Raw genomic sequence first — 25179 nt, forward strand, 5'->3', positions numbered from 1 at the left:
CTTGTAAGGGATGGAAAAATGGGGCGGTCAGAAGGACTGCACGTTGCGGCCGGCCAGCGCCTGCTGGATGCCGCGGTTCATGCGCTGCGCGGCAAAGGCCTCGGTGCCCTTGGCCAGGGCCTCGGTGGCGGCTTCGATCACGGCAGCATCCTCGGCTTCGCGCTGCCCGCGCAGGGCCTGCATCAGGGCGTCGATATCGGTGCGCTCTGCCGCCGAGAGCACGTCGCCGTCGGCGTCGAGTGCGCTCTGGGTGGCCAGCAGCATGCGGTCGGCGTCCACGCGGGCCTCGACCACGGCGCGGGCGCGCATGTCCTGCGCGGCGGTGGCAAAGCCATCCTGCAGCATGCGGGCGATCTCGTCGTCCGACAGGCCGTAGGAGGGCTTCACGTCGATGCGTGCCTCCACCCCACTGCCCTGCTCCTTCGCACTCACGCTCAGGAGGCCGTCGGCATCGACGGTGAAGGTCACGCGGATGCGCGCCGCGCCGGCCGCCATGGGCGGAATGCCGCGCAACTCGAAGCGCGCGAGGCTCCGGCAGTCCTGCACCAGGTCACGCTCGCCCTGCAGCACGTGGATGGCCAGGGCGGTCTGGCCGTCCTTGTAGGTGGTGAAGTCCTGCGCCTTGGCGGTGGGGATGGTCTCGTTGCGCGCCACGATGCGCTCCACCAGGCCACCCATGGTCTCGATGCCCAGCGACAGCGGGATCACATCCAGCAGCAGCAGGTCGCCCGCGGTGTTGTTGCCGGCCAGCTGGTTGGCCTGGATCGAGGCGCCCAGGGCCACCACCTCGTCGGGATTCAGGTTGGTCAGCGGCGTGGTGCCAAAGAAGTCGGCCACGGCTTGCTGCACCTGCGGCATGCGGGTGGAGCCACCGACCATGACCACGCCCTGCACTTCCTCGCGGGTGAGCTGCGCATCGCGCAGCGCACGGCGCACGGCCACCATGGAGCGCGCCGTGAGCGGCGCCGTGGCGACCTCGAAGTCCGCGCGCGAGACAGCGTGCTGCACGCCCTCGCCTGCCAGCTGTGCGGTGAAGGTGGCGCTGTCGGCGGCGCTCAGCGCCTCCTTGCAGGCCCGGGCCGCCATGCGGGCCGCGACCTTGTCGCCGGGCGACTCGACCGTGCGACCCAGTTGCTGCAGCACCCATTCGGCCAGCGCGGCATCGTAGTCATCCCCGCCCAGGGCCGAATCGCCGCCCGTGGCGATGACCTCGAACACGCCCTGCGTGAGCCGCAGGATGGAGATATCGAAGGTGCCGCCACCGAGGTCGTACACGGCGTAGACGCCCTCGCTGGCATTGTCCAGCCCATAGGCGATGGCTGCGGCCGTGGGCTCGTTGATCAGGCGCAGCAGGTGGATGCCGGCCAGTTGGGCCGCGTCCTTGGTGGCCTGGCGCTGGGCGTCGTCGAAGTACGCGGGCACGGTGATCACCGCGCCGTACAGGTCGTCGTTGAAGGTGTCTTCGGCGCGGTAGCGCAGCGTGGCCAGGATCTCGGCGCTCACCTCCACGGGCGATTTCACGCCACACACGGTGGCCAGGCTCACCATGCCCAGGGCGCTGTCGGCCGGGGGCACGAAGTCGTAGGGCAGCTTGCCAGCATCGGCCACGTCTGCCAGGCCCCGGCCCATGAAACGCTTGACCGAGGCAATGGTGTTGCGCGGGTCCTCCACCTGCGCGGCCACGGCGTCGTGCCCGATCTGGCGGCCACCCGCCTCCAGGTAGCGCACCACCGAGGGCAGCAGCACCCGGCCCTGGTCGTCAGGCAGGCATTCGGCCACGCCGTTGCGCACGGCAGCCACCAGGGAATGCGTGGTACCGAGGTCAATGCCCACGGCAATGCGCCGCTGGTGCGGGTCGGGGGACTGGCCGGGTTCGGAGATCTGCAAAAGCGCCATGGAGTGATTCTTGTCGTCGTGTTCTACGTTGTCTGCAAGCCCGCCGCGCGGCCCGCAGGAAAGGGGGCAGGCCCCGCTGGCCTCTATTGTCCCAGTTGATCCCGGCGGCGTTCGATGTCGTCGCCAAATCGCGCAATGAACATGAGGGCTCTGACCTCGCGCGCCGCACCGGCGGCATCGCCCTGCTCGTCCAGCAACTGTCCACAGCGGGCCAGCGCCGCGCGCCGCGCCTGCTGCACCTCGCCGTCCAGGGCATCCAGCGCGGCCTCGCCCTGGGCGTCTTCGAGCGCCTCGCGCCACTCCATCTGCTGCATCAGAAAAGCCGCCGGCATGGCCGTGTTGTCCTCGGCGCGGATGGGGGCATCGCGCAGCTCACACAGGTAGGCGGCACGGCGCAGCGGGTCTTTCAGGCGCTGGTAGGCCTCGTTGATGCGCACCGACCACTGCATGGCCACGCGCTGGGCCGCAGCGCCCTGGGCGGCGAACTTGTCGGGATGGGCTTCGCGCTGCAGCTCCTTCCAGCGCGCATCAATGGCGCTGCGCTCCTGCGCAAAGCGCTGCGCCAGGCCGAACAGCTCGAAATCGTCGGATTGCAGGTTCATGGAGGGGAAAGGGTCAAGAAAAAACCGCCAGCACAGAGGTGCGATGGCGGTTTGGCTAGGCGATCAACACAGGCACAGCGGCCTGCAAGCGATCAGACGCGGAAGCTCTCGCCGCAACCGCAGCGGTCGCGCTCGTTGGGGTTGTTGAACTTGAAGCCTTCGTTCAGGCCCTCGCGCACAAAGTCGAGCTCGGTGCCATCGATGTAGGCCAGGCTCTTGGGGTCGATCAGCAACTTCACGCCGTGGTTCTCGAACACCACGTCTTCAGGCGCGCTGTCGTCCACGTACTCAAGCTGGTAGGCCAGGCCCGAGCAGCCCGTGGTCTTGACGCCCAGGCGCACGCCCATCCCCTTGCCCCGGCGGGACAGGTAGCGGGTGACGTGCCGCGCAGCGGCTTCGGTCAGCGTGATGGCCATGGTCGATCAGGCCGCCACTGCGGCAGCGTGCTTGGTCTTGTAGTCGAGCACGGCGGCCTTGATGGCGTCTTCCGCGAGGATGGAGCAGTGGATCTTGACGGGCGGCAGGGCCAGCTCTTCGGCGATCACGCTGTTCTTCAATGCAGCCGCTTCGTCCAGGGTCTTGCCCTTGACCCATTCGGTCACGAGCGAGGACGAGGCGATGGCCGAGCCGCAGCCATAGGTCTTGAAGCGTGCGTCTTCGATCACGCCGGTTTCGGGGTTCACCTTGATCTGCAGCTTCATCACGTCGCCGCAGGCGGGCGCGCCCACCATGCCGGTGCCCACCGAATCGTCGCCCTTGTCGAAGGAACCCACGTTGCGGGGGTTCTCGTAATGGTCAACCACTTTGTCTGAATAAGCCATGATGTGTACCTCTTCAATTCGTCAAATGCAATTCGGTCAGTGCGCAGCCCACTGGATGGTGCTGATGTCGATGCCATCCTGGTACATCTCCCACAGCGGGCTCAGCTCGCGCAGGCGGGCGACGTTCTCGCGGATGGTGCCAATGGCGTAGTCGATCTCTTCCTCGGTCGTGAAACGGCCGATGGTCATGCGCAGGCTGCTGTGGGCCAGCTCGTCGCTGCGGCCCAGGGCGCGCAGCACGTAGCTGGGCTCCAGGCTGGCGGAGGTGCAGGCGGAGCCCGACGACACGGCCAGGCCCTTGATGCCCATGATGAGCGATTCGCCTTCGACGAAGTTGAAGCTCATGTTCAGGTTCTGCGGCACGCGGCGCTCCATGCTGCCGTTGATGAACACCTGTTCGATGTCCTTCAAGCCATTGAGCAGGCGCTGCTGCAGCGCGTACGCCTTGGCGTTGGACTCGGCCATTTCTTCCTTGGCGATGCGGAAGGCCTCGCCCATGCCCACGATCTGGTGCGTGGGCAAGGTGCCCGAGCGCATGCCGCGCTCATGGCCGCCACCGTGCATCTGCGCTTCCAGGCGCACACGGGGCTTGCGGCGCACGTACAGGGCGCCCACGCCCTTGGGGCCGTAGGTCTTGTGCGCGGTCATGCTCATCAGGTCGATGGGCAGGGTGTTCATGTCGATCTCGACGCGGCCCGTGGCCTGCGCTGCATCCACGTGCAGCAGCGCGCCCTTTTCACGGCACAGTGCGCCGATGGCCGGGATGTCCTGGATCACGCCGATCTCGTTGTTCACGAACAGGATGCTCACGAGCACCGTGTCGGGGCGGATGGCGGCCTTGAGGGCCTCCAGGTCCACCAGGCCGTCTTCCTTGACGTCGAGGTAGGTGGCTTCAAAGCCCTGGCGCTCCAGCTCGCGCACCGTGTCCAGCACGGCCTTGTGCTCGGTCTTGAGCGTGATCAGGTGCTTGCCCTTGCCCTTGTAGAACTGGGCCGCGCCCTTCAAGGCCAGGTTGATGGACTCGGTCGCACCGCTGGTCCAGACGATTTCGCGCGGGTCGGCGTTGATCAACTCGGCCACCTGCACACGCGCCTTTTCCACGGCCTCTTCCGCCTCCCAGCCCCAGGCATGGCTGCGCGATGCCGGGTTGCCGAAGTGCTCGCGCAACCAGGGGATCATGGCGTCCACCACGCGGGGGTCCACCGGCGTGGTTGCGCCGTAGTCAAGATAGATGGGGAAATGTGGAGTCATGGCGTGGCTGGCTCAGGAAGGTTGCTGGCTTGCAAACAACAAGGGGCAGTACAGTAAAAAACGTTCAGGGCGGTGCCGACCCCAGGGCCGGCATGGTCGATCTGGAGGTCAGGACTTGGCGAACACGTTGCCGAGTGCGAACACCGAATTCGGGGCATTCACGCGAATCGGCTTGACCACAGGGGTGGTCGAGATGGCGCGGCGCACGATCGGTTTGTCTTCGATCTGCACACCCTTGGCCAATTGCTCTTCCACCAGCTTTTGCAGCGTGACGGAGTCGAGGAACTCGACCATGCGCTGGTTCAGCGATGCCCACAGCTCGTGCGTCATGCAGCGGCCGGCTTCGCCCAGGCAGTTTTCCTTGCCGCCGCACTGGGTGGCGTCAATGGGTTCGTCCACGGATACGATGATGTCGGCCACCGTGATGTCGCCCGCCTTGCGGGCCAGAGTGTAGCCGCCGCCGGGGCCACGGGTGGATTCCACCAGTTCATGGCGGCGCAGCTTGCCGAACAGCTGTTCCAGGTAGGACAGCGAAATCTGCTGGCGCTGGCTGATGGCAGCCAGGGTGACGGGTCCGTTGTTCTGGCGCAGGGCCAGGTCAATCATGGCGGTGACCGCAAAACGGCCTTTGGTAGTGAGACGCATCGCAAGCTCCTTGTGCTAAGGCTTGTTCGTTGTAGAAACTGCCGACTGCAGGCTGTTGGCCCGCAACGACACCGTCTCCGCCCCTTACTCCACCCGGGTTTTCCCGGTGCAGAGCCCTTCATCTTGTGGGCTTTTGTTCTTGAGTAGTTTGTAGGAGTATAGCACAAATCCCTATCGAATCAGTCGGGATAAGAAACCAGCGGGTCACTATTTCCCCATACGCGTTTTTACTGACCGCCCAATTCGCCAGGAATGCACTTCCCCGTCCTCATGTCGGGGTGCAAACTCGCTTTCACAAGGCCACGGAATCGTTGCCATGCGCACCGAAGGCCTGGTCCTTGAGGCGCGTGAGCTGGTCCCGCACGCGGGCCGCCTGCTCGAACTCGAGGTTGCGCGCATGGTCGAGCATGGCCTTCTCCAGCCGCTTGATTTCGCGTGCCACGTCCTTCTCGGACATGTCCTCCACCTTGGCGCGCTGCATCGTTTCCTGCTCCAGGCGCTCGGCGTCCTTGCCCGCTTTCTCGCTGTACACACCGTCAATCAGGTCTCTTACCCTCTTGACAATGCTGCGCGGCGTGATTCCATGCGCCTCGTTGTGTGCGATCTGTTTGATGCGCCGGCGTTCCGTCTCGCCCATGGCTTTTTTCATGGACTCGGTGATGCGGTCGGCGTAGAGGATGGCGTGGCCATTGAGGTTGCGCGCCGCGCGGCCGATGGTCTGGATCAGGCTGCGCTCGGCGCGCAGAAAGCCCTCCTTGTCGGCATCCAGAATGGCCACCAGCGACACCTCGGGGATATCGAGCCCCTCGCGCAGCAGGTTGATGCCCACCAGCACATCGAAGGCGCCCAGGCGCAGGTCGCGGATGATCTCCACCCGCTCCACCGTGTCCACGTCGCTGTGCAGGTAGCGCACCTTGACACCGTTGTCGGTGAGGTAGTCGGTGAGCTGCTCGGCCATGCGCTTGGTCAGCGTGGTGATGAGCACGCGCTCGTTCTTCTCGGCGCGGATGCGGATCTCCTGCAGCACATCATCCACCTGATGGGTGGCGGGGCGCACCTCCACAATAGGGTCCACCAGGCCCGTGGGGCGCACCACCTGGTCCACCACCTGGCCGGCGTGCTGCTTCTCGTAGTCGGCCGGCGTGGCCGAGACGAACACCACCTGGCGCATGCGCTGCTCGAACTCCTCGAACTTGAGCGGCCGGTTGTCCAGCGCCGAGGGCAGGCGAAAGCCATACTCCACCAGCGTGGTCTTGCGCGAGCGGTCGCCGCTGTACATGGCGTTGAGCTGGCCGATCATCTGGTGGCTCTCGTCCAGGAACATCAGCGCGTTCTTGGGCATGTAGTCGGTCAGCGTGCTGGGCGGGTCGCCCGGCGCGGCGCCCGAGAGGTGGCGCGTGTAGTTCTCGATGCCCTTGCAGTGCCCTACTTCGCTGAGCATCTCCAGGTCGAAGCGCGTGCGCTGCTCCAGGCGCTGGGCCTCCACCAGCTTGCCGTCGGCAAGCAGTTGTTTCAGGCGCTCGGCCAACTCGATCTTGATGGTTTCCACGGCCGCCAGCACCTTGTCGCGCGGCGTCACATAGTGGCTGCTGGGGTAGACCGTGAAGCGCGGGATCTTCTGCTTGACACGGCCGGTGAGCGGATCGAACAGCTGCAGGCTCTCGATCTCGTCGTCAAACAGCTCGATGCGGATGGCCAGCTCCGAGTGCTCGGCCGGGAAGACGTCGATGGTGTCGCCGCGCACGCGGAACTTGCCGCGCGAGAAATCGGCCTCATTGCGCTGGTACTGCATGCGGATCAGCTGGGCGATCACATCACGCTGGCCCAGCTTGTCCCCGGTGCGCAAGGTCATCACCATGCGGTGGTAGCTCTCGGGCTCGCCGATGCCGTAGATGGCCGACACGGTGGCCACGATGACCACGTCGGTGCGCTCCATCAGACTCTTGGTGCATGACAGGCGCATCTGCTCGATGTGCTCGTTGATCGCGCTGTCCTTCTCGATGAACAGGTCGCGCTGGGGAACGTAGGCCTCGGGCTGGTAGTAGTCGTAGTAGCTCACGAAGTATTCCACGGCGTTCTTCGGGAAGAACTCGCGGAATTCGCTGTACAGCTGCGCGGCCAGCGTCTTGTTGGGCGCGAACACGATGGCCGGGCGGCCCATGCGGGCGATCACGTTGGCCATGGTGAAGGTCTTGCCCGAGCCCGTGACCCCGAGCAGGGTCTGGAAGGCCTCGCCGTCGTTCAGCCCCTCGACCAGCTTGTCGATGGCCTCGGGCTGGTCGCCCGCGGGGGGGTAGGGCTGGAACAGCTCGAACGGCGAATCGGGGAAGCGCACGAACTCGCCGTCTTGCTGATCCGGTATGACTTCTGATATTTCCAGCATGGGGTAGGTCAACGGTTGGTGGGGGCTAGCCGTTAAAATCGGCGGAACCTGGCACGTTACACCACGCCTGGATTCTTCGCTACTGACAACCTTTCAAGGATTTTCATGTCTCTGTTCACCGCCGTCGAAATGGCACCCCGCGACCCCATCCTGGGCCTCAACGAGCAATTTGCTGCCGACACCAACCCCAACAAGGTCAACCTGGGTGTGGGCGTGTATTTCGACGACAACGGCAAGCTGCCCCTGCTGCAATGCGTACAGGCCGCTGAAAAGACCATGATGTCGACCCCCACGGCCCGCGGCTACCTGCCCATCGACGGCATCGTGGCCTATGACAATGCCGTCAAGGGCCTGGTCTTCGGCGCCGACAGCGAGCCCGTGACCTCCGGCCGCGTGGCCACCGTGCAGGCCATCGGCGGCACCGGCGGCCTGAAGATCGGCGCCGACTTCCTGAAAAAGGTCAGCCCCAACGCCAAGGTGCTGATCTCCGACCCGAGCTGGGAAAACCACCGTGCGCTGTTCACCAACGCCGGTTTCGAAGTCGACAGCTACGCCTACTACGACGCCGAAAAGCGCGGCGTGAACTTCGAAGGCTTCCTGGCCAGCCTGAACGCCGCCGTGGCCGGCACCATCGTCGTGCTGCACGCCTGCTGCCACAACCCCACCGGCTACGACATCACGGCCGACCAATGGGACCAGGTGATCGCTGCCGTCAAGGCGAAGAACCTGACCCCCTTCCTGGACATGGCCTACCAGGGCTTTGGCCATGGCATCGCCGAAGACGGCGCCGTGATCGGCAAATTCGTGGCCGCCGGCCTGAATTTCTTCGTCTCCACCTCGTTCAGCAAGAGCTTCAGCCTGTACGGCGAGCGCGTGGGCGGCCTGTCGGTGCTGTGCGCCAACAAGGAAGAAGCCAGCCGCGTGCTGAGCCAGCTGAAGATCGTGATCCGCACGAACTACTCCAACCCACCCATCCACGGCGGTGCCGTGGTGGCCGCCGTGCTCGGCAACCCCGAGCTGCGCGCCCTGTGGGAGCAGGAGCTGGCCGAAATGCGCGTGCGCATCAAGGCCATGCGCCAGAAGCTGGTCGACGGCCTGAAGGCCGCCGGCGTGAAGCAGGACATGTCCTTCATCACCACCCAGATCGGCATGTTCAGCTACTCGGGCCTCTCCAAGGACCAGATGGTGCGCCTGCGCAGCGAATTCGGCGTGTACGGCACCGACACCGGCCGCATGTGCGTTGCTGCGCTGAACAGCAAGAACATCGACTACGTCTGCCAATCCATCGCAAAAGTTGTCTGATTTCGACGATGAAGCGGTGCTGCGGCACCGCTTTGTGAGCCAGGCGCTCCAGAACCCGCACAACGCGGCCATTCTGGAGCGTTTGCCGCTTATGGGCCTGCCCGATGCCTGGCTGGTCGCGGGCTGCCTGTTCCAGACGGTGTGGAACCTGCAGGCGGGCCATGCGCCCGATGCGCGCATCAAGGACTACGACCTGTTCTACTTCGACGCGGGCGACCTGTCGGCCGCCGCCGAAGAGGCCGTGCAGGCGCGCGCCGCAGCCCTGTTCGCCGACCTGCCCATCACCGTGGAAGCCAAGAACCAGGCGCGCGTACACCTGTGGTACGAGGAATGGTTTGGCTACCCCTACACCGCCCTCACCTCGGCGCGCGAGGGCATTGGCCGCTTTCTGGTGCCCTGCACCTGCGTGGGATTGCAGCCCGGCCCGTCAGGCCCGGTGCTGCAGGCACCCTACGGGCTCGATGCGCTGTATGCCGGCATCCTGCGGCCCAACCCTGCCTGCCCGCACCTGCCACTGTTCGATGCCAAGGCGGCCAGCTACCAGCAGCGCTGGCCCTGGTTGCGCATTGAGCGCGAATTCACCCCCACAGCACAGAGCGCATGGATATAGACGCCGACTGGAAGCCGGTATTGAAGAAGCGCGGCATCTCGATCGATTGCACCGCCCCGGCCGCATACAGCAGCGGCAAGTAGTGCTCGTGCGTGGGGTGGGCCTGCTTGGCCACAGCGCCGAGCTTCAGAAAGTCCGCCAGCGCATCGAGCTGGCCCTTCTTGATCTGGTCCTGCACCACGGCATCGAACTCCTGCGCCCAGTCGTAGGCCTCATTGGCCGCCGTGCCACGCCGCGTGGCACGCAGGTTGTGTACCACGTTGCCGCTGCCCACGATCAGCACGCCGCGCTCGCGCAGGGCCGCGAGCTGCTTGCCCAGTGCATGGTGCTCGGCAGGGGCACGGCTGTAGTCCATGCTCAGCTGCAGCACAGGGATCTGCGCCTTGGGGAACATGGGCTTGAGCACCGACCAGGTGCCATGGTCCAGACCCCATTCGCCCTCATCCACCCCCAGCGCCGCGCCCGTGGCCGGCGATTTCAGCTCCTTGGCCAGCGTGCGCGCTACGGCGGGTGCGCCCGGCGCCGGGTACTGCTGGTCAAACAGCGCCTGCGGAAAGCCACCGAAATCGTGGATGGTCTTGGGGTTGGCCATGCCGGTGAGCTGCCAGCCGTCCCGCGTGAGCCAGTGGGCCGAGATGCACAGGATCAGCTGGGGTTGCACCGCGCGCGCCATCAGCTCTGTGCCCAGCGCCTCCCAGGCACGGCGCCAGGCGTTGTCCTCGATGGCATTCATGGGGCTGCCATGGCCCACGAACAGCACCGGCATGCGCGGCGAGGGTTTGAGGGATTGCAACACGGGCAAGGCGGCGGCATTGCTGAGCGAAGTCACGGTCACTCCCGGAAAAATGGCCAGGGCAGCAAGGGCGGCCAAAGAGGTTCTGCGGTGCATGGACGGGAGAAGGTAACAAATTTTGTATAACGCAGGGAGTGAGCACCTGGCCTGAGCAAAGTTCCGGCCATCGGGTGCCTTTGCATCGCCGCCCTTCCATTCCTATAAAGAGACATGACCACCACCACCCTGCCCCAACCCCTGCGCAACACCCGCGTCCTGAGCCTTGCCCTGAACCTGCCCGGCCCCGCCGCGCTGATGCGCTGCGCCCGCATGGGCGCCGAGTGCACCAAGCTCGAACCGCCACCGGTGGCCGGCTACCCGAGCGCCGACCCCATGGGCATCTACAGCCCCGCAGCGTACGCCACCCTGCACCAGGGCGTGCGGGTGCTGCATGCCCACCTCAAGACCGCCGAGGGCCAGGCCACGCTGCACGAGGAACTGGCGCGCACCGATGTGCTGATCACCTCCTTTCGCCCCTCGGCCCTGGCCAAGCTGGGCCTGGGCTGGGAGGCCCTGCAGGCCAAATACCCGCGCCTGTCGCTGGTGCGCATCGTGGGCGCCGCCGCCGAGCGCGCCGAGGAGCCGGGCCACGACCTCACCTACCTGGCCGATGCCGGCCTGGTCACCGGCACCGAGATGCCGCCCACCCTGTACGCCGACATGGGCGGATCGCTGATGGCCAGCGAGGCCGTGCTGCAGGCCCTGCTGGAGCGAGCCCACACCGGCAACGGGGTCTGCATCGAGGTCGCGCTGGCCCACGCCGCCGCCTGGCTGGCCCAGCCACGCGATTGGGGCCTGACCACGCCCGGTGGCGACGTAGGCGGCAACCACGCCGGCTACCGCATCTACCCCTGCGCCGACGGCCGTGTGGCCGTGGCTGCGCTCGAGCCGCACTTTGCCGCCAGCCTGTGCGCAGCGGCCGGCCTGGCCGCCACGGGCGATGCAGAGGTACTGCGCGCCCCCGCCACCCACGAGGCCGTGGCGGGCTTCCTGCGCACGCAGACCCGTGCGCAGCTCGACGCGCTGGCCCTGGCGCAGGACATTCCGCTGCACACACTCGCCTGAAGACAAAAAGCAAGCATGCAAAAGCAAGGAAAAGTGGTGCGCTGGAACGCCGAGCGCGCCTTTGGCTTCATCCGCAGCCCGGGCACCGATGCGGAGGTGTTCTTCCACGTGCGCGACTTCCGTGGCAACGGCGCGCCGCGCGAAGGCCAGGCCGTGGTGTACGAAGAGATCCACGTGGGCGGCAAGGGACCGCGGGCGATGGCGGTACAGCCGGCGGGCGCACCCTCGGCTGCCGGCACAACCCCGAAGCCGCAGCCGGCACGCCAGCCACACAAGGCACACAAGGCACAGGCGCCCGCACCGCGCCGGCACCAGCGCACGCGCAGCAGCAATTCGGTCAGCGCGGCATCCCGTGGGCCTGCCTTGCTCTTGATGGCCCTGTGGCTGGCGCTGCTGGCCTGGGGCGCGTGGAACGCACGGCTGCCCCTGTGGCTGCTGGGAGCCGCCGCTGCACTCAACCTGCTGACCTTCGTCATCTACGCCATGGACAAGAGCGCTGCGCAGAGCGGGCAGTGGCGCGTGCCGGAGAAAAACCTGCACCTGCTGGCCCTCGCCGGCGGCTGGCCGGGCGCGTGGTTCGCCCAGCAGACGCTGCGCCACAAATCCAGCAAGGCAGAGTTCCGGGTGGTGTACTGGGCCACGGTGGCGCTGCATTGCGCGGGCCTGGCTGCCTGGCTGATGCGCTGGGCGGGATGACGGACGGCAGCCGGGGCAGGCAATGAACCGTCAATATCTTGCAATCATTTTGCAAGCGCCTGCCCGGCTGTTGCCAGCCCCTCAGAAATCGAGTTGCACCGACAGAACGAAATCATAATAAAGCGCCGCACCGAAATCGAATACATCAATACCGGGATCGCTCAAGCTCTCTCCATGGGGGGCGCCGGCAAGAATGATGCCGAACCTGTTTTGCGGGTTGATCTTTCCGGTCAAATCAATGGCGTAAACACCATCGCAATCATTTTTGGTATCCACACTCAGGATATGCCCACCCGGATTGGTGATGAACCCGATTGGTATGGAAATGGGCGGAGGTCCTCCCTCGCGGACCTTGTAGAACGGCTTGATCTTTACGTTTTCCATCGGGCTGGTCTCGATTCTCGCCGGCATCTTCTGGTGCCGGGGATCAAAAGGCGCGATGGTCTTGATAGGAGCAGGCTCGGTCGGCTCAAACAGCTCGTCAGGGCCAATCCTGCTGGAGAAGAACAAGCGGTTGAGCTGCGACCCGCCGCGCTTGATGGAATCCTGCACATCGCCCACCATGAACGTCATGCCCAGGCTGCGGTACTTGAATGACAAGGTCGCGCGCGTGACCTTGTATTTGTGAGGCGCGGGCTCCCCCGTGACCCTGGTGTAGTGCTCGAATGCTTTTTGAAAAGAGAACCCCACCCCGGAACGGCGCACGATGATCCCGCCCTGGTCGTCGAAGGTTTCCTCGTCCCAGTTCAGGATCCGGCCGACCGAAACAGCGTAGGGATCGGCCACAGAGACTGCATTGACCGGCCAGGAAGTGCTGTCAATGCCGCCAAGTGAGTTTTCATGTTTTGAAATAGTGGCCGTGGACGAGGACCAAGGCTTCAACGCGAAAATAATAGTGGGCACCGCTCTCTCCTTATCAGTTCCATCAAGGTTGAATCGAAGTTGCTGGCCCGGCTGCGCAAAATCCCGCGCCCACTGCGCATGGTGCATAAAGGGAAGATGGGAAGCGCAATGGCTGCGTCCAGGCAGGGGGCACGAGCATCATCGCTGGCGCAGTTCTGGTGTCAACGAATGGGTGGCGGCAGATACAACTTCGAACGATATGGTGTGAAATCCGTCGCACTCTCGCGCATGGCGAACTGAGGCAGGTGCCCGCGGATGACACAGGAATGCCCCCCGGGACTACACGCACTCCAGCCGCCAACGGCTTCAATGGAAGACGTATCCACCCCTCCAAAGGAGACGGCCATGAAGCCAATGATTCTTGACTCCACCATGACCAATATGGGCGGCGTGTTCTATCCCACCGGGCATGTGTTCGCCCTGTTCCCCGACGAGGACTGCGTGCGCCAGGCAGCGACGGCCCTGGAGGCCGCAGGCCACAAGGGCGAGTTGGCCTATGCCAGCCCCGAGGCCATCCTGGCCGACATCGTGCGCACGCTCGGCACGGCGGATGCCCCCCTGCCCTCCGTAGGCGCCGAAGGCGACATGGTGCGCCGCATTGCCGATCTGGCGAGCACGGGCCACCACGGCCTGCTGATCCAGATGGACAGCAAGGACGAGCCCGATACCGTGGTCGCAGCCATCGCTCCCGAGGGCGCTGCCACGGCCTTCTACTACCGCACCTTCATCATCGAAGACCTGGTCACGCCGCCGGTGCCGGACGAGAAGACCCAGTCAGTGGTGGTAGGGACGCACGCAGCGACGAGCTGATCCCTCCCCCGGGCTCCCCAGCCACCCCACAAAGAACCCGCGTTCCGCAAGGCACGCGGGTTTTCCACATCTGCGGCCCCATTTCCCGCCGCCAAGGATTTGCTGCGCAGTGGCGTGGTTGCCGATATAGTGGTTCTGCGCCGCAGGCAGTCATGCGCAACCTTCGACCCTCTGGTCGTTGGGGCAGACGCCGCCCACCGCACGGGAGGGAATCGCAATGGGGTTGTTCAGCCACAGGAAACTGCGCCAGGGGCAAGGGACCGCCCGGTCTTGACGCACCAGCGGCAGCCGTGCATGTCCGACGCGCGCGAGCCACCAGGCCAGGGACCGCTGCGTTCGACGCTGCGGATCACCTGGCCTTTCCTGCTGATGGTGCTGCTGCTGGCGGCCTGTGCTTCGGGCAGCCTATACGTGCTGTCGGCGGTGCGTGCTTTCGTCGCAGGCGAAAGCCTCTGGACCAAGGGGCAGAAGGACGCCATCTACTACCTGGACCGCTACGCCGCCACGGGCTCCCCCGATGCCTACGTGCAGTTCAGGAAGGCCGTCGATGTCCCGCTGGGTGACAAGGCGGCCCGGCTGGCGCTGATGGAGTCCAACCCCATCGACCTGCAGGCCGCGCGCGAGGGATTTGCCCGCGGCGAGAACCACCCCGAGGACATCGACAGCCTGATCTGGCTGCTGCGCTGGTTCAACCGCTACGAAATCATGCAGCAGCCGCTGGTCCACTGGATGGTCGGAGACCGCTACATTGCCAGCCTGGTGCAGCTGTCACAGGAGATCCAGCACGGCCATACCACCGGCATGGTGGACGCCACCACGCGCCGGAACTGGCAGGCCAGCATCCGCGCCATCAACGCGGGCGCGACGCCGGCGGCCCGGGCCTTCAGCGCTTCACTGGGAGACAGCTCCCGGCGCATCGTGCAATGGCTGCTCTGGGCCAACATGGGCATGGCCGCCGTGCTGATCCTGCTGACCACCTGGCACACCCGGGCGCTGCTGGCCCAGCGACAGCGTGCGGAGCTGGCGCTCGACGCGGAGCGCGAGCAGGCGCATGTCACGCTGGCGGCCATTGGCGATGCCGTGGTGACCACCGATCCGCATGGCAAGGTGCTCTACCTCAATCCTGCAGCAGAGGCCCTGCTGGGCATGGCGGCGCAGGAGGCCACCGGTCGCCCCCTGGCCCAGGTGCTGCAGCTCAATGATGGCACGGGCCCCCTGGGTGCCGACCAGTTGGTGGAGCGGGTGCTGCGCGGTGGGCCCACGCACCGCGATGGCTTCACCCCCACGGTGGTGCGCCCCGACCAGAGCCTGGTGCCCGTCAAGCTGGTCGGCTCGGCGATCCACCACCAGGGCCGGCCCACGGGGGCCGTGCTGGTGCTGCACGACGTGACACGCGAGCAGCACTATGTGGAACAGCTGTCCTGGCAGGCCAGCCACGATGCGCTCACCGGCCTGGTGAACCGGCGCGAATTCGAGCGCCGGCTGGAAGTCCTGCTCAGCCAGCCGCGCGCCATGGGGCGCGAAGGCGCCCTGCTCTTCGTGGATCTGGACCAGTTCAAGCTCATCAACGACACCTGCGGCCACCAGGCCGGCGACGAAATGCTGCGCGAGGTCTGCCGCATGCTGCAAAGCCATCTTCGCGAGGACGATACGCTGGCGCGGTTGGGTGGCGATGAATTCGGCATTCTGCTCAAGGACTGCCCGCCCGGCCCCTCGGCACGCATTGCCGAGCAGTTGCGCCAGGCCGGGCACGAACTGCGCGTGCTGTGGGAGGGCCGGCAGCTCTCCACCGGCCTGAGCATCGGCATGGTGCAGCTGATCCCTGCGCTCAGCACCATCCAGGAAGCCATGCGCGTGGCCGACATGGCCTGCTACCGCGCCAAGGAGGGCGGGCGCAACCAGGTCTTCGTCTACCAGACGGAAGACATCGAGATGAGCCGCCGCGAGGGCGACATGGACTGGGTGCGGCGCCTGCGCCTGGCGCTGGAGCACGACCGCTTCCGGCTGCACGCGCAGACCATCACCGCGCTGCAGGGGACGGGAGCGGGGCTGCACCTGGAAGTGCTGCTGCGCCTTGCCGAAGACAACACGGAGGAACTCATCGCCCCAGGCTGCTTCATCCCCGCTGCCGAGCACTACGGCATGATGCCCGCCATCGACCGCTGGGTGGTGCGGCATACGCTGGGCGCTCTGGCGCAGCACCAGGCTGCAGGCGGCCGCCCGGCCGTGCACACCTGCGCCATCAACCTCTCGGGCACCAGCCTGGGGGACGAAAGCCTGCTCAGGTACATCCACCGTGAAATCGAGCAGTCGGGGGTGGACCCGCGCCGGCTGTGCTTCGAGATCACCGAGACCAGCGCCATATCGCACCTGCCCAGCGCGGTGCGGCTGATGAAGGACCTGCAGCAGCTGGGCTGCCGCTTTGCGCTCGATGATTTCGGCGTGGGCATGTCTTCCTTCACCTACCTCAAGCACCTGCCGGTGGACTACCTCAAGATCGACGGCAGCTTCGTGCGCGACCTGCTGGACGACCCCACCAACCGCGCGATGGTGGAGATGATCAACCACATCGGCCATGTCATGGGCAAGGAGACCATCGCGGAGTTTGCCGAATCCATGGACATCGTCGATGCACTGCGCACCATCGGCGTGGACCATGCACAGGGCTATGCGCTCTCGCGCCCCATCCCGCTGGCCGACTGCCTGCGGGGCGGCTGAGAGGCAGAGAGCCTTTCGTCCATGCCCGTCCTGCACGCCAAAACACCCCCACTCGTCGTTGCAAATGCTCGCCATAGCCCGCGCTATGGCTGCGCTTTGCGCCTAGATTGGGAGCGTTTTGACGCGCATTCCGGGCACGGCTGAAAAGCTCTCAGCCTCTGAGCCAGAGCCCCGCTGCCCAGGGCCACGCCGGGCACCACCAGCAGCACGGCCGCCAGCAGAGCCCCCGAGACCGGCTCGCCCAGCAGCCATGCGCCACCCGCGGCCGTGAACAGCGGCACCAGCGCCGCCGACAGGGAAGCGCGCGCCGCGCCCAGCCGCGCAATCGCCACACTGTAGACCACCAGGCCCAGCAACCCGGCCGCCACGCCCTGCCCCAGCGCCTGCCAGGCCACGTCGGCCCACGGTGCCGACAGCAGGCGCGGCGCACCCGCCACCAGCAGCACGGGCAGCAACAGCAGGGCCGAGCCCAGGTTCACCACAGCAGCGCCCTGCCATGGCGTGAGGCCGCTGCCGCGAAACGCCAGCGTGTACACCGACCACAGCAGCGCTGCCAGCAGGAACAACAGGTCGCCGCGCCAGGCCCCCTCCACCGCGCGCCAGCCGGCGGCACCGAAGACCGCCATGCCCGCCATGATCAGCGCCAGCCCCAGCAGCCGCGAAGGCGCCGGCCGCTCCCCGGCCACCAGCCAGCCGCCCAGCGCGGTGAACACTGGCAGGCTGCCCGCCACGAAAATGCCCATGTGCGCCGCAGGCGCCCAGCGCGCGCCGGCCAGCACCACCAGACCGAATGGCAGGCCCCCACACAGCACCAGCAGCGCGCAGCGCCTGTACGACAGGCCTGGCGGCCACCCGCTGCGCCGCAGCCACAGGGGTGCCAGGACCAGCGCAGGAATGGCATAGCGCAGCACGGCCAGCTCGACCGGCCCCAGCGTGGTGGTGACGCCATGGCGCGAGGCGATCTGCCAACCGCTGCCGATGAGCGCGGCCGCCAATGCGGCCAGAGCACCGACCCAGAGTGATGGAATGGAGGAATACAGGCGGTGCAGGGAAGATGTGAAAGCAGGCATGCCCGCAGTCTCGGCGCGGCGCCCTGCTGCGGCTATCAGAATCCTGCGGAGATCAGCCCCGCAATGCCTGCCGCGCCTGCGCCGGCGTCACGCCGATGGCGCGGCGGAACACCGTGCCCAGGTGGCTCTGGCTGCTGTAGCCCAGGTCGTGCGCCAGGGCGGCCAGGTCGGCCTCGCCCTCGTCCAGGCGCTGCAGCGCTGCCGCCAGCCGCAACTGCTCGCGGTAGTCATGCAGGCCCAGGCCGGTGTGGGCCCGGAACAGGCGCGTGAGGTGGAAGTAGGAGCAGCAGGCCGCGTCGGCCACGTCATGCAGCGACCAGGCCAGGCCGTCGGCAGCCGCGGTGCGCGTGGCCATGAAGCGCCTTGCACGGGCCACCGCCGCATGGGCCATGGCGCTGCCGCACAACACCCCCTGCCCGAGCACGGGCTCGGCTATCCGCTCTCTCCCCTGCGCCAGGGCGCGCCAGTGCAGGCGCAGCTGCCACAGGGCCCGGGGTGGCATCATCCATGCGAGTGCCTTGCCGGGGCTGCCCGCCGATGCGCTGCCCGGCTGCATGCTGACCACCATGTGGCTGCGCGGCGCGGCCTGCCATTCGTGGATCTGGTACGGCAACCCGGTGGGCAGGGCCACCACGGTCAGCCCGTCGAGCAGCACCTGCCGCCCCTGTATGTGGAACTCGGACACGCCGCACACCGGAAACACCCAGCGCGGCGTGGCCACTTGGTAAACCGGATTATCGGGATGGGCCGCGCCCGCAGGTTTGACCACCCGCTCCACCCGCCACGCAGCGCTGTCGGCGTAGAGGATGCGGTCCTGCGGCATGGAAGGGCCGTGGGCTAGCGGCCCTTGCGGCCGGCCGAGGGCTTGGCCGAGCCGGTCACGCGCGGTGGCAGGCCGGTGTGCTGGGTGAGCATGCGGCCCTTTTGCGGCTGCGTGGACTTGAGCGCCACGCCCTGCGAGGGCTTCGATGCCACGGCCGCAGTGCCCGCCTTGGCACCGCCAGGCGTGGAGTTCTTGCGCCGCGCGCTCTGGTAGCCGCCGTCCGTCAGTGGCTGGAAGGTCGGGATCAGGTGGTGCTTGCCATTGCCGATCAGGTCGGCCCGGCCCATGGCCTTGAGCGCGTCACGCAGCAGCGGCCAGTTGTTCGGGTCGTGGTAACGCAAGAAGGCCTTGTGCAGGCGGCGGCGCTTTTCGCCGCGCACGATGTCCACACCCTCGCTGTCGCGCGTGATCTTGCGCAGCGGGTTCTTGTTGCTGTGGTACATGGCGGTGGCCGTGGCCATGGGGCTCGGGTAGAAGGTCTGCACCTGGTCGGCACGGAAACCGTTCTTCTTGAGCCAGATGGCGAGGTTCATCATGTCCTCGTCGCTGGTGCCCGGGTGCGCGGCGATGAAGTACGGGATCAGGAACTGCTTCTTGCCCGCCTCTTCGCTGAACTTCTCGAACATCTGCTTGAACTTGTCATAGCTGCCGATGCCCGGCTTCATCATCTTCGTGAGCGGGCCCTGCTCGGTGTGCTCGGGCGCGATCTTGAGGTAGCCGCCCACGTGGTGCTGCACCAGCTCCTTGACGTACTCGGGGCTCTTCACGGCCAGGTCGTAGCGCAGGCCCGAGCCGATCAGGATCTTCTTGATGCCCTTGAGCGCACGGCCGCGGCGGTAGATCTTGATCAGCGGGTCGTGGTTGGTGCCCAGGTTGGAGCAGATGCCCGGGTACACGCAGCTCGGCTTGCGGCAGGCGGCCTCGATCTCGGGGCTCTTGCAGCCCAGGCGGTACATGTTGGCCGTGGGGCCGCCCAGGTCCGAAATAGTGCCGGTGAAGCCGCTCACCTTGTCGCGGATGTCCTCGATCTCCTGGATGATGGAGTCCTCGGAGCGGCTCTGGATGATGCGCCCCTCGTGCTCGGTGATCGAGCAGAAGGTGCAGCCGCCGAAGCAGCCGCGCATGATGTTCACCGAAAAGCGGATCATCTCCCACGCGGGGATCTTGGTCGTGCCTTCATGGCTGCCGTTCTCGTCGGCATAGCTCGGGTGCGGGCCGCGCGCGTAGGTCAGGTCGAACACATAGTCCATCTCGGCCGTGGTCAGCGGGATGGGCGGTGGGTTGATCCACACGTCGCGGGCGGTCACACCCTCACCGTGAGCCTGCACCAGCGCCCGCGCATTGCCGGGGTTGGTCTCCAGGTGCAGCACGCGGTTGGCGTGGGCGTAGAGCACCGGGTCGCTCTTGACCTGCTCGAAGCTGGGCAGGCGGATCACGCTGCGGTCGCGCGGCGGCACCTTGAGCTTGGCCTTGAGCGCCGGGTTGGCCACGAACAGCATGGGCCGGATGGCGGGGTTGGGCTCGCCCCCAGCGGCTGCGCCGGCCTCTGCATCCAGAGTGCCATCTTCCTTGCTGCAGGTGCTGCCCTGGGCGGCGGCCTGCTCGCTGGTCGTCATGTAGGGGTTGATGTGCGCCTCGACCCGGCCCGGCTCGTCCACGCTGGTGGAGTCGATCTCGAACCAGCCCTTGCCGGTCTCGTCGTCGGAGCGGCGCACGAAGGCCGTGCCGCGCACGTCGGTGATCTGCTCCACGGGCTCACGCGCGGCCAGGCGGTGCGCCACCTCGACCAGGGCGCGTTCGGCATTGCCGTACAGCAGCAGGTCGCACTTGGCATCCACCACCACCGAGCGGCGCACCTTGTCGCTCCAGTAGTCGTAGTGGGCAATGCGGCGCAGGCTGCCTTCGATGCCGCCCAGGATGATGGGCACATCCTTGTACGCCTCGCGGCAGCGCTGGCTGTAGACGATGGCCGCACGGTCGGGGCGCTTGCCGCCGATGTCGCCGGGGGTGTAGGCGTCATCGCTGCGGATCTTGCGGTCCGCCGTGTAGCGGTTGATCATGGAATCCATGTTGCCCGCCGTCACGCCCCAGAACAGGTTGGGCTTGCCCAGCGCCTTGAAGGGCTCGGCGCTCTGCCAGTCGGGCTGGGCGATGATGCCCACGCGAAAGCCCTGGGCCTCCAGCGTGCGGCCGATCACGGCCATGCCGAAGCTCGGGTGGTCCACATAGGCATCGCCCGTCACCAGGATGATGTCGCAGCTGTCCCAGCCCAGTTGCTCCATCTCGGCGCGGCTCATCGGCAGGAACTTGGCCGTGCCGAAGCGCTTCGCCCAATAGGGGCGATAGCTGGTCAGCGGCTTGGCTGCGCGCGCGAAAAAGGAGACGTCGACAGGGGCGTTCATGTGGGGGGTGCGAGACCTCGAATGGGCGAGGCCGTTATGGATAACCCGCGATTTTACGTTGATGGGGCCGTTTTGTCGCCCTGGATCGGTTTGTCCTACCCTGTGTCCGGCCATGGGTCGGTGCGCATATACTTGCCAAAGTCAATTAATTGCATGACAAAGGCAATCAACTATGGAAAAAGCTGCCGCCGAAGCACCGTCGGGCGCCGTCAAGGCCGTGCGCCGTTTCAACCGTTTCTTCACGCGCCGCATTGGCGTACTCGACCCCTACCTGGGCAGCGAGCTATCGCTGACTGACGTGCGCGTGCTCTATGAACTGGCCCACCGCGACGCCCTGGTGGCCAGCGAACTGGCGCGCGAACTGGGGCTGGACGGCGGCTACCTGAGCCGCATCCTGCGGCGCTTCGAGGATGCCGGCTGGATCAGCCGGGCGCCGAGCCCCAGGGACGCGCGCCAGAGCGAACTCACGCTGACGCCGGCCGGGCACGCCGCCTTTGCCCCGCTGCAGCAGCGCTCGCGCGACGAGGCGGCCGCCCTGCTCGCCCCCCTGCCCGCCCCCCGCCAGCAGGAACTGGTGCAGGCCATGGAACGCATCGAGGCATTGCTGGAGCCCGCCGCAGCCACCGGCGGCCCTGCAAAGGTGGCCGTGCTGCGCGACCCGGCGCCGGGCGACATCGGCTGGGTGGTGCAGCAGCACGGCGAAATCTACGCCCGCGAATACGGCTGGGACATGCGCTTCGAGGCCCTGGTGGCCGACATCGCGGCGCAGTTCGTGCGCAAGTTCCAGCCCGCGTGGGAAAAATGCTGGATCGCCGAGCTCGATGGCGAGCGCGTGGGCGCCATCTTTTTGGTGCGCAAGTCGGCCACCACCGCCAAGCTGCGCATGCTGATCCTCTCGCCCAAGGCCCGCGGCATGGGCCTGGGAGCGCGGCTCACCGACGAATGCATCGCTTTTGCGCGTGCCAAGGGTTACAAAAAAATGGTGCTGTGGACCAACAGTTGTCTCATTACCGCACGTTCGATCTATGCCAAACGGGGTTTCACCCTCGACAAGTCGGAGCCTTACGAGGACTTCGGGCAACAATTGGTGGGAGAAACCTGGTCGCTCAAGCTATGACCAGCTCCCGCCCGGACCGACGCCGTGACAAACAGCCCCTCTTCACCACCCAGCCTGCGCCTGCTCACCCCGCACGATGACCTGGAGCGGCTGACCGCGCTCATCCACTCGGCCTACGCCCCACACGCCGCCAAGGGCCTGCGCTACTGGGCCACCCACCAGACGGTGGAGGACACGGCCAAGCGCCTGGCCTCGGGCCTGGCACTGGTCATGGAAATCGATGGGGACTATGCGGCCACGGCCACGCTGCGCGCGCCGCAGCCGGAATCGAAAGTAGCGCTGTACCGCGACAGCACGGTGTGGTCCATCACGCAGTTCTGCGTGGCGCCGCGGTTCAAGGGCCTGGGCCTGGGGAAACTGCTGCACGCGGAGCTGGTGCAGAGGGCGCGCAATGCCGGGGCCGCCACCCTGGCACTGGACACGGCCCAACCGGCCCATGCATTGATTGCGATGTATGAATCCTGGGGCTACCGCGTGGTCGGCGAATGCGACTGGAGGCCGCTCACCAACTACACCAGCGTGCTCATGTCACGCGCGGTCGATACCGCAGCCGCTTGAGCAGCCGCAGCCCCCTGCGCGAATAGTTCTTACCACTCACCCACTTCGCGCACGCGCTGGGCCAGGTCGAACTCTTCCTCGTCCTCGAAATCGGTGGCCATATCGGCGCGCAGCGCGCTGGCGGCCGCGGCAGGAGACTGCACAGCCATGCGTGGCGTGGACGATGCAGCGAAGCGACCGAACACGTGGCTGGCCAGCGTGCTGGGGAGGGATGCGGTCAATGGCAGTGCGAACATGGCGGGTCCTTGGGTGCGTTTGCTTGCTTGTTGTTTGCCGAGAATAGTTATCGGCTATGGGGTCAAGTGTAGGAACGCACCGCGTCTGCGCTTGTGACAGAACGCACACTTACAGGCCCCAGCCCGACCAGCGGGCGCGCGGCTGTGACAGGCGTCACATAACTGCCGCATGCAGCGGCCGGGAATGGTTCTTTTGCGCCACACCCAAATGGACTATGCAGGCCCAGGGCACCTGTCCGGGTGCGCGAAAAATGGTCTCGAAGGCCCGCGACAGCGATCCAGAGAGACAGCATGCCTGTTTGGCTTATGCTCTGCGCCCCATGCCACAGACCCTGTCCGCGCCGGCCCACAGCGAGCTCATCATCAAGAAAAGCCGCTTCATCGGGTGCGTGCAGCCCATGGCCGACCGGGCCAGCGCCCAGGCTGCCGTGGACGCACTGTGGAAGCAGCACCCGGGCGCCGCGCATGTCTGCTGGGCCCTGCTCGCGGGCGGCCAGTCGGCGGCAGTGGACGATGGCGAGCCCGGCGGCACCGCCGGCCGGCCCATGCTCGACGTGCTGCGCCACCAGGACCTGGAGGGCGTGCTGGCCACGGTGGTGCGCTACTTTGGCGGCGTCAAGCTGGGCGCGGGCGGGCTGGTGCGGGCCTATACCGACAGCATCGCCCAGGCCTTGCTCACAGCACCCAAGGTCATCCTGCAGCGCATGGCCACGCTGCAGTGCATGGTGCCCTATGCGCTGGAAGGCCTGCTGCGCCGCGAGGTGGAGGCGGCCGGGGCCGAGCTGCTGGACGTACAGCATGGCTCGCTGGTCACCCTGCAGCTGCGGCTGCCGCAGGCCCAGGCCGACGCCTTCGTGCAGCGCATCAACGACCAGGGCCAGGGCCGGGTGGGCTGGATCGATACCGCCGCTTGAGCACATTGGGCAACCCGCCTACAAGCGCATGGCGCCACGCCCGGCAAACTACGGATCCAAACCACCTCGGGAGACGCGATCCATGGGCCAGCCGCTCGACACCCTCATCATCGGCGCAGGCACGGCCGGCCTGGCCGCCTTGCGCGAAGTGCGCAAGCGCACCGAGCGCTACCTGATCGTCAACGAGGGCCCGTGGGGCACGACCTGCGCGCGCGTGGGCTGCATGCCGTCCAAAACCCTGATCGAGGCGGCCAATGCCTTCCACCGGCGCCACGCCTTCGACGAGTTCGGAATCCGCGGCGCCCAGGGCCTCACGGCCGACATCCCTGCCGTGCTGCAGCGTGTGCGGGCGCTGCGCGACGACTTCGTGGCCGGCGCCCTGAAGGCCACGGACGACCTGGGTGGCGCCAGCCTCTCGGGCCGCGCCGTGCTGCTCGATGCGCACACCGTGGACGTGGGCGGCGTGCGCTACCACGCGGACAGCATCATCATCGCCACCGGCTCGCGGCCCGTGGTGCCCGAGGAATGGCTGGCCTTCGGCGACCGCATCCTGACCACCGACACCCTGTTCGAGCAGCCCACGCTGGGCCCGCGCGTGGCGGTGATCGGCATGGGCGCCATCGGCGTGGAGCTGTCGCAGGCCCTGGCTCGGCTGGGCCTGGAGGTGGCGGCCTTCACCAGCGGCCACACCCTGGGAGGTCTGAGCGACCCGACCCTGAATGCCGAACTGGCAGCACTGCTGAAAAAGGAAATGGTGCTGCACACCCACGCCAAGGCCGAACTGCGCGAGGTGCCGGGCGGCATCGAGGTCCGCAGTGGCGCCAACCGCGTGGTGGTGGACCAGGTGATCGCCGCCATGGGCCGCACGCCCAACATCGAGCACCTGGGGCTCCAGACGCTGGGCGAGCCGCTGGACAAGCGCGGCATGCCCCAGGTGGACCCGCAGACCCAGCAGATCGGCAAGCTGCGCGTGTTCCTGGCCGGCGACGCCAACGACCATGCGGCACTGTTGCACGAGGGCGCGGACGAAGGCCACATTGCCGGCATGAACGCGCTGGCAGCCGAACCCACGCGCTTCGTGCGCCGCACGCGCCTGTCCATCGTGTTCTCGGACCCCAACGTGGCGGTGGTGGGCACGCCTTTCGACCAGCTCGACCCGGCCCGCACCGTGGTGGGCGCCGTGGACTTCGACCACCACGGCCGGGCCCGTGCCGCCCTGCGCAACCACGGGCGCCTGTGCGTCTATGCCGACAAGGGCAATGCCCGGCTGCTGGGTGCCGAGATGTGCGCCCCCGATGGCGAACACCTGGCCCACCTGCTGGCGCTGGCCATCCAGCAGAAACTCACGGTGCACCAGTTGCTGGGCATGCCCATCTACCACCCGGTGCTGGAGGAAGGCCTGCGCACCGCCCTGCGCAACGCGGCACGCCACCTGCCCGACATCAGCGAATCGGACCTGGCCGCCTGCAAACCCATTGGCGTACCCGCACTGGAGTGACAGGAGCTGCCTGCCCCAGGATGTAAC

Annotated in this window: 23 protein-coding genes; 10 read left to right on the forward strand and 13 right to left on the reverse strand. The window is 66.7% G+C overall.

Going from position 1 to position 25179, the window contains the following annotated elements; genetic code table 11:
* Positions 1-27: 27 nt before the first annotated feature.
* From hscA to uvrB, 7 genes are all read right to left on the reverse strand, one after another.
* A complete protein-coding gene (hscA, locus tag AC0IZS_RS26825) occupies positions 28-1896 on the reverse strand; it encodes a Fe-S protein assembly chaperone HscA (protein ID WP_471638465.1) in 1869 nt (622 codons plus the stop codon).
* 83 nt (positions 1897-1979) lie between these two features.
* Positions 1980-2498 carry a Fe-S protein assembly co-chaperone HscB gene (gene hscB, locus AC0IZS_RS26830; protein WP_471638466.1) on the reverse strand — a complete coding sequence of 173 codons (519 nt, stop codon included), beginning with the start codon at positions 2496-2498 and terminating at the stop codon, positions 1980-1982.
* Between the two features lie 92 nt (positions 2499-2590).
* On the reverse strand, positions 2591-2914 hold the full coding sequence (iscA, locus tag AC0IZS_RS26835; protein ID WP_428000582.1) for an iron-sulfur cluster assembly protein IscA: 324 nt from the start codon (positions 2912-2914) through the stop codon (positions 2591-2593).
* Between the two features lie 6 nt (positions 2915-2920).
* A complete protein-coding gene (gene iscU, locus AC0IZS_RS26840) occupies positions 2921-3319 on the reverse strand; it encodes a Fe-S cluster assembly scaffold IscU (protein WP_057203115.1) in 399 nt (132 codons plus the stop codon).
* 36 nt (positions 3320-3355) lie between these two features.
* Positions 3356-4570 carry an IscS subfamily cysteine desulfurase gene (locus AC0IZS_RS26845; RefSeq protein WP_471638467.1) on the reverse strand — a complete coding sequence of 405 codons (1215 nt, stop codon included), beginning with the start codon at positions 4568-4570 and terminating at the stop codon, positions 3356-3358.
* A gap of 108 nt (positions 4571-4678) precedes the next feature.
* Positions 4679-5215 (reverse strand): Fe-S cluster assembly transcriptional regulator IscR, encoded by a 537-nt coding sequence (gene iscR, locus AC0IZS_RS26850; protein WP_057203117.1) that lies wholly within the window; start codon positions 5213-5215, stop codon positions 4679-4681.
* A 292-nt stretch (positions 5216-5507) separates the two neighbouring features.
* Entirely contained in the window at positions 5508-7598 is a 2091-nt protein-coding gene (uvrB, locus tag AC0IZS_RS26855) for an excinuclease ABC subunit UvrB (protein ID WP_471638468.1), read from the reverse strand.
* Between the two features lie 105 nt (positions 7599-7703).
* Here uvrB and AC0IZS_RS26860 point away from each other — a divergent pair, with 105 nt between their 5' ends.
* Together AC0IZS_RS26860 and AC0IZS_RS26865 are read left to right on the forward strand one after the other, a co-directional pair.
* Positions 7704-8900 carry an amino acid aminotransferase gene (locus AC0IZS_RS26860; RefSeq protein WP_471638469.1) on the forward strand — a complete coding sequence of 399 codons (1197 nt, stop codon included), beginning with the start codon at positions 7704-7706 and terminating at the stop codon, positions 8898-8900.
* Entirely contained in the window at positions 8893-9510 is a 618-nt protein-coding gene (locus AC0IZS_RS26865; RefSeq protein WP_471638470.1) for a nucleotidyltransferase family protein, read from the forward strand. The genes AC0IZS_RS26860 and AC0IZS_RS26865 overlap by 8 nt, the downstream gene beginning before the upstream one ends.
* Here the strand turns inward: AC0IZS_RS26865 and ygiD are convergent.
* Positions 9479-10339, reverse strand: coding sequence for a 4,5-DOPA-extradiol-dioxygenase (ygiD, locus tag AC0IZS_RS26870; RefSeq protein WP_471638471.1), 861 nt, complete (start codon positions 10337-10339; stop codon positions 9479-9481). The genes AC0IZS_RS26865 and ygiD overlap by 32 nt on opposite strands.
* A gap of 174 nt (positions 10340-10513) precedes the next feature.
* Here ygiD and AC0IZS_RS26875 point away from each other — a divergent pair, with 174 nt between their 5' ends.
* Both AC0IZS_RS26875 and AC0IZS_RS26880 read left to right on the forward strand, forming a co-directional pair.
* Positions 10514-11407 carry a CoA transferase gene (locus AC0IZS_RS26875; protein ID WP_471638472.1) on the forward strand — a complete coding sequence of 298 codons (894 nt, stop codon included), beginning with the start codon at positions 10514-10516 and terminating at the stop codon, positions 11405-11407.
* 15 nt (positions 11408-11422) lie between these two features.
* Positions 11423-12103: a DUF1294 domain-containing protein gene (locus AC0IZS_RS26880; protein WP_471638473.1), complete on the forward strand. Its 681-nt coding sequence runs from the start codon at positions 11423-11425 to the stop codon at positions 12101-12103.
* An 81-nt stretch (positions 12104-12184) separates the two neighbouring features.
* Here AC0IZS_RS26880 and AC0IZS_RS26885 read toward each other — a convergent pair whose 3' ends face one another.
* Positions 12185-13093: a hypothetical protein gene (locus AC0IZS_RS26885; RefSeq protein WP_471638474.1), complete on the reverse strand. Its 909-nt coding sequence runs from the start codon at positions 13091-13093 to the stop codon at positions 12185-12187.
* A 258-nt stretch (positions 13094-13351) separates the two neighbouring features.
* Between AC0IZS_RS26885 and AC0IZS_RS26890 the strand changes: the two genes are divergently transcribed.
* The gene (locus AC0IZS_RS26890) at positions 13352-13816 is read left to right on the forward strand and encodes a hypothetical protein (protein ID WP_471638475.1); all 465 of its coding nucleotides are present in this window, start codon (positions 13352-13354) and stop codon (positions 13814-13816) included.
* A gap of 294 nt (positions 13817-14110) precedes the next feature.
* Complete coding sequence (locus tag AC0IZS_RS26895) at positions 14111-16534, forward strand: EAL domain-containing protein (RefSeq protein ID WP_471638476.1); 2424 nt, start codon at positions 14111-14113, stop codon at positions 16532-16534.
* Between the two features lie 83 nt (positions 16535-16617).
* Here AC0IZS_RS26895 and AC0IZS_RS26900 read toward each other — a convergent pair whose 3' ends face one another.
* From AC0IZS_RS26900 to AC0IZS_RS26910, 3 genes are read right to left on the reverse strand one after another with little or no spacing between them, the layout of a single operon-like run.
* Complete coding sequence (locus AC0IZS_RS26900) at positions 16618-17604, reverse strand: DMT family transporter (RefSeq protein WP_471638477.1); 987 nt, start codon at positions 17602-17604, stop codon at positions 16618-16620.
* A 52-nt stretch (positions 17605-17656) separates the two neighbouring features.
* Complete coding sequence (locus AC0IZS_RS26905; RefSeq protein WP_471638478.1) at positions 17657-18427, reverse strand: helix-turn-helix transcriptional regulator; 771 nt, start codon at positions 18425-18427, stop codon at positions 17657-17659.
* Positions 18428-18441: 14 nt separating this feature from the next.
* Positions 18442-20829: a YgiQ family radical SAM protein gene (locus AC0IZS_RS26910; RefSeq protein WP_471638479.1), complete on the reverse strand. Its 2388-nt coding sequence runs from the start codon at positions 20827-20829 to the stop codon at positions 18442-18444.
* Positions 20830-21001: 172 nt separating this feature from the next.
* On the opposite strand from AC0IZS_RS26910, the gene AC0IZS_RS26915 reads away from it, so the two are divergent.
* The gene (locus AC0IZS_RS26915) at positions 21002-21946 is read left to right on the forward strand and encodes a bifunctional helix-turn-helix transcriptional regulator/GNAT family N-acetyltransferase (protein ID WP_471638480.1); all 945 of its coding nucleotides are present in this window, start codon (positions 21002-21004) and stop codon (positions 21944-21946) included.
* Positions 21947-21970: 24 nt separating this feature from the next.
* The gene (locus AC0IZS_RS26920) at positions 21971-22504 is read left to right on the forward strand and encodes a GNAT family N-acetyltransferase (protein ID WP_471638481.1); all 534 of its coding nucleotides are present in this window, start codon (positions 21971-21973) and stop codon (positions 22502-22504) included.
* Positions 22505-22533: 29 nt separating this feature from the next.
* Here AC0IZS_RS26920 and AC0IZS_RS26925 read toward each other — a convergent pair whose 3' ends face one another.
* Entirely contained in the window at positions 22534-22740 is a 207-nt protein-coding gene (locus tag AC0IZS_RS26925) for a hypothetical protein (RefSeq protein ID WP_471638482.1), read from the reverse strand.
* A 320-nt stretch (positions 22741-23060) separates the two neighbouring features.
* Between AC0IZS_RS26925 and AC0IZS_RS26930 the strand changes: the two genes are divergently transcribed.
* Positions 23061-23654 (forward strand): IMPACT family protein, encoded by a 594-nt coding sequence (locus AC0IZS_RS26930; RefSeq protein ID WP_471638483.1) that lies wholly within the window; start codon positions 23061-23063, stop codon positions 23652-23654.
* Positions 23655-23736: 82 nt separating this feature from the next.
* Positions 23737-25152: a dihydrolipoyl dehydrogenase gene (locus AC0IZS_RS26935; protein ID WP_471638484.1), complete on the forward strand. Its 1416-nt coding sequence runs from the start codon at positions 23737-23739 to the stop codon at positions 25150-25152.
* Positions 25153-25179 lie beyond the last annotated feature (27 nt).

The organism is Acidovorax sp. AC410, assembly GCF_979253235.1.

What these genes read in the sequence shown, in the direction of transcription:
- hscA (WP_471638465.1), bottom strand. Translation starts at nt 1,896, where the DNA reads ATGGCGCTTTTGCAGATCTCCGAACCCGGCCAGTCCCCCGACCCGCAC.
- AC0IZS_RS26880 (WP_471638473.1), top strand. Translation starts at nt 11,423, where the DNA reads ATGCAAAAGCAAGGAAAAGTGGTGCGCTGGAACGCCGAGCGCGCCTTT.
- iscA (WP_428000582.1), bottom strand. Translation starts at nt 2,914, where the DNA reads ATGGCCATCACGCTGACCGAAGCCGCTGCGCGGCACGTCACCCGCTAC.
- AC0IZS_RS26860 (WP_471638469.1), top strand. Translation starts at nt 7,704, where the DNA reads ATGTCTCTGTTCACCGCCGTCGAAATGGCACCCCGCGACCCCATCCTG.
- AC0IZS_RS26910 (WP_471638479.1), bottom strand. Translation starts at nt 20,829, where the DNA reads ATGAACGCCCCTGTCGACGTCTCCTTTTTCGCGCGCGCAGCCAAGCCG.
- hscB (WP_471638466.1), bottom strand. Translation starts at nt 2,498, where the DNA reads ATGAACCTGCAATCCGACGATTTCGAGCTGTTCGGCCTGGCGCAGCGC.
- AC0IZS_RS26890 (WP_471638475.1), top strand. Translation starts at nt 13,352, where the DNA reads ATGAAGCCAATGATTCTTGACTCCACCATGACCAATATGGGCGGCGTG.
- AC0IZS_RS26895 (WP_471638476.1), top strand. Translation starts at nt 14,111, where the DNA reads ATGTCCGACGCGCGCGAGCCACCAGGCCAGGGACCGCTGCGTTCGACG.
- iscU (WP_057203115.1), bottom strand. Translation starts at nt 3,319, where the DNA reads ATGGCTTATTCAGACAAAGTGGTTGACCATTACGAGAACCCCCGCAAC.
- AC0IZS_RS26930 (WP_471638483.1), top strand. Translation starts at nt 23,061, where the DNA reads ATGCCACAGACCCTGTCCGCGCCGGCCCACAGCGAGCTCATCATCAAG.
- AC0IZS_RS26845 (WP_471638467.1), bottom strand. Translation starts at nt 4,570, where the DNA reads ATGACTCCACATTTCCCCATCTATCTTGACTACGGCGCAACCACGCCG.
- AC0IZS_RS26885 (WP_471638474.1), bottom strand. Translation starts at nt 13,093, where the DNA reads ATGCACCATGCGCAGTGGGCGCGGGATTTTGCGCAGCCGGGCCAGCAA.
- uvrB (WP_471638468.1), bottom strand. Translation starts at nt 7,598, where the DNA reads ATGCTGGAAATATCAGAAGTCATACCGGATCAGCAAGACGGCGAGTTC.
- AC0IZS_RS26935 (WP_471638484.1), top strand. Translation starts at nt 23,737, where the DNA reads ATGGGCCAGCCGCTCGACACCCTCATCATCGGCGCAGGCACGGCCGGC.
- AC0IZS_RS26925 (WP_471638482.1), bottom strand. Translation starts at nt 22,740, where the DNA reads ATGTTCGCACTGCCATTGACCGCATCCCTCCCCAGCACGCTGGCCAGC.
- AC0IZS_RS26875 (WP_471638472.1), top strand. Translation starts at nt 10,514, where the DNA reads ATGACCACCACCACCCTGCCCCAACCCCTGCGCAACACCCGCGTCCTG.
- AC0IZS_RS26915 (WP_471638480.1), top strand. Translation starts at nt 21,002, where the DNA reads ATGGAAAAAGCTGCCGCCGAAGCACCGTCGGGCGCCGTCAAGGCCGTG.
- iscR (WP_057203117.1), bottom strand. Translation starts at nt 5,215, where the DNA reads ATGCGTCTCACTACCAAAGGCCGTTTTGCGGTCACCGCCATGATTGAC.
- AC0IZS_RS26905 (WP_471638478.1), bottom strand. Translation starts at nt 18,427, where the DNA reads ATGCCGCAGGACCGCATCCTCTACGCCGACAGCGCTGCGTGGCGGGTG.
- AC0IZS_RS26900 (WP_471638477.1), bottom strand. Translation starts at nt 17,604, where the DNA reads ATGCCTGCTTTCACATCTTCCCTGCACCGCCTGTATTCCTCCATTCCA.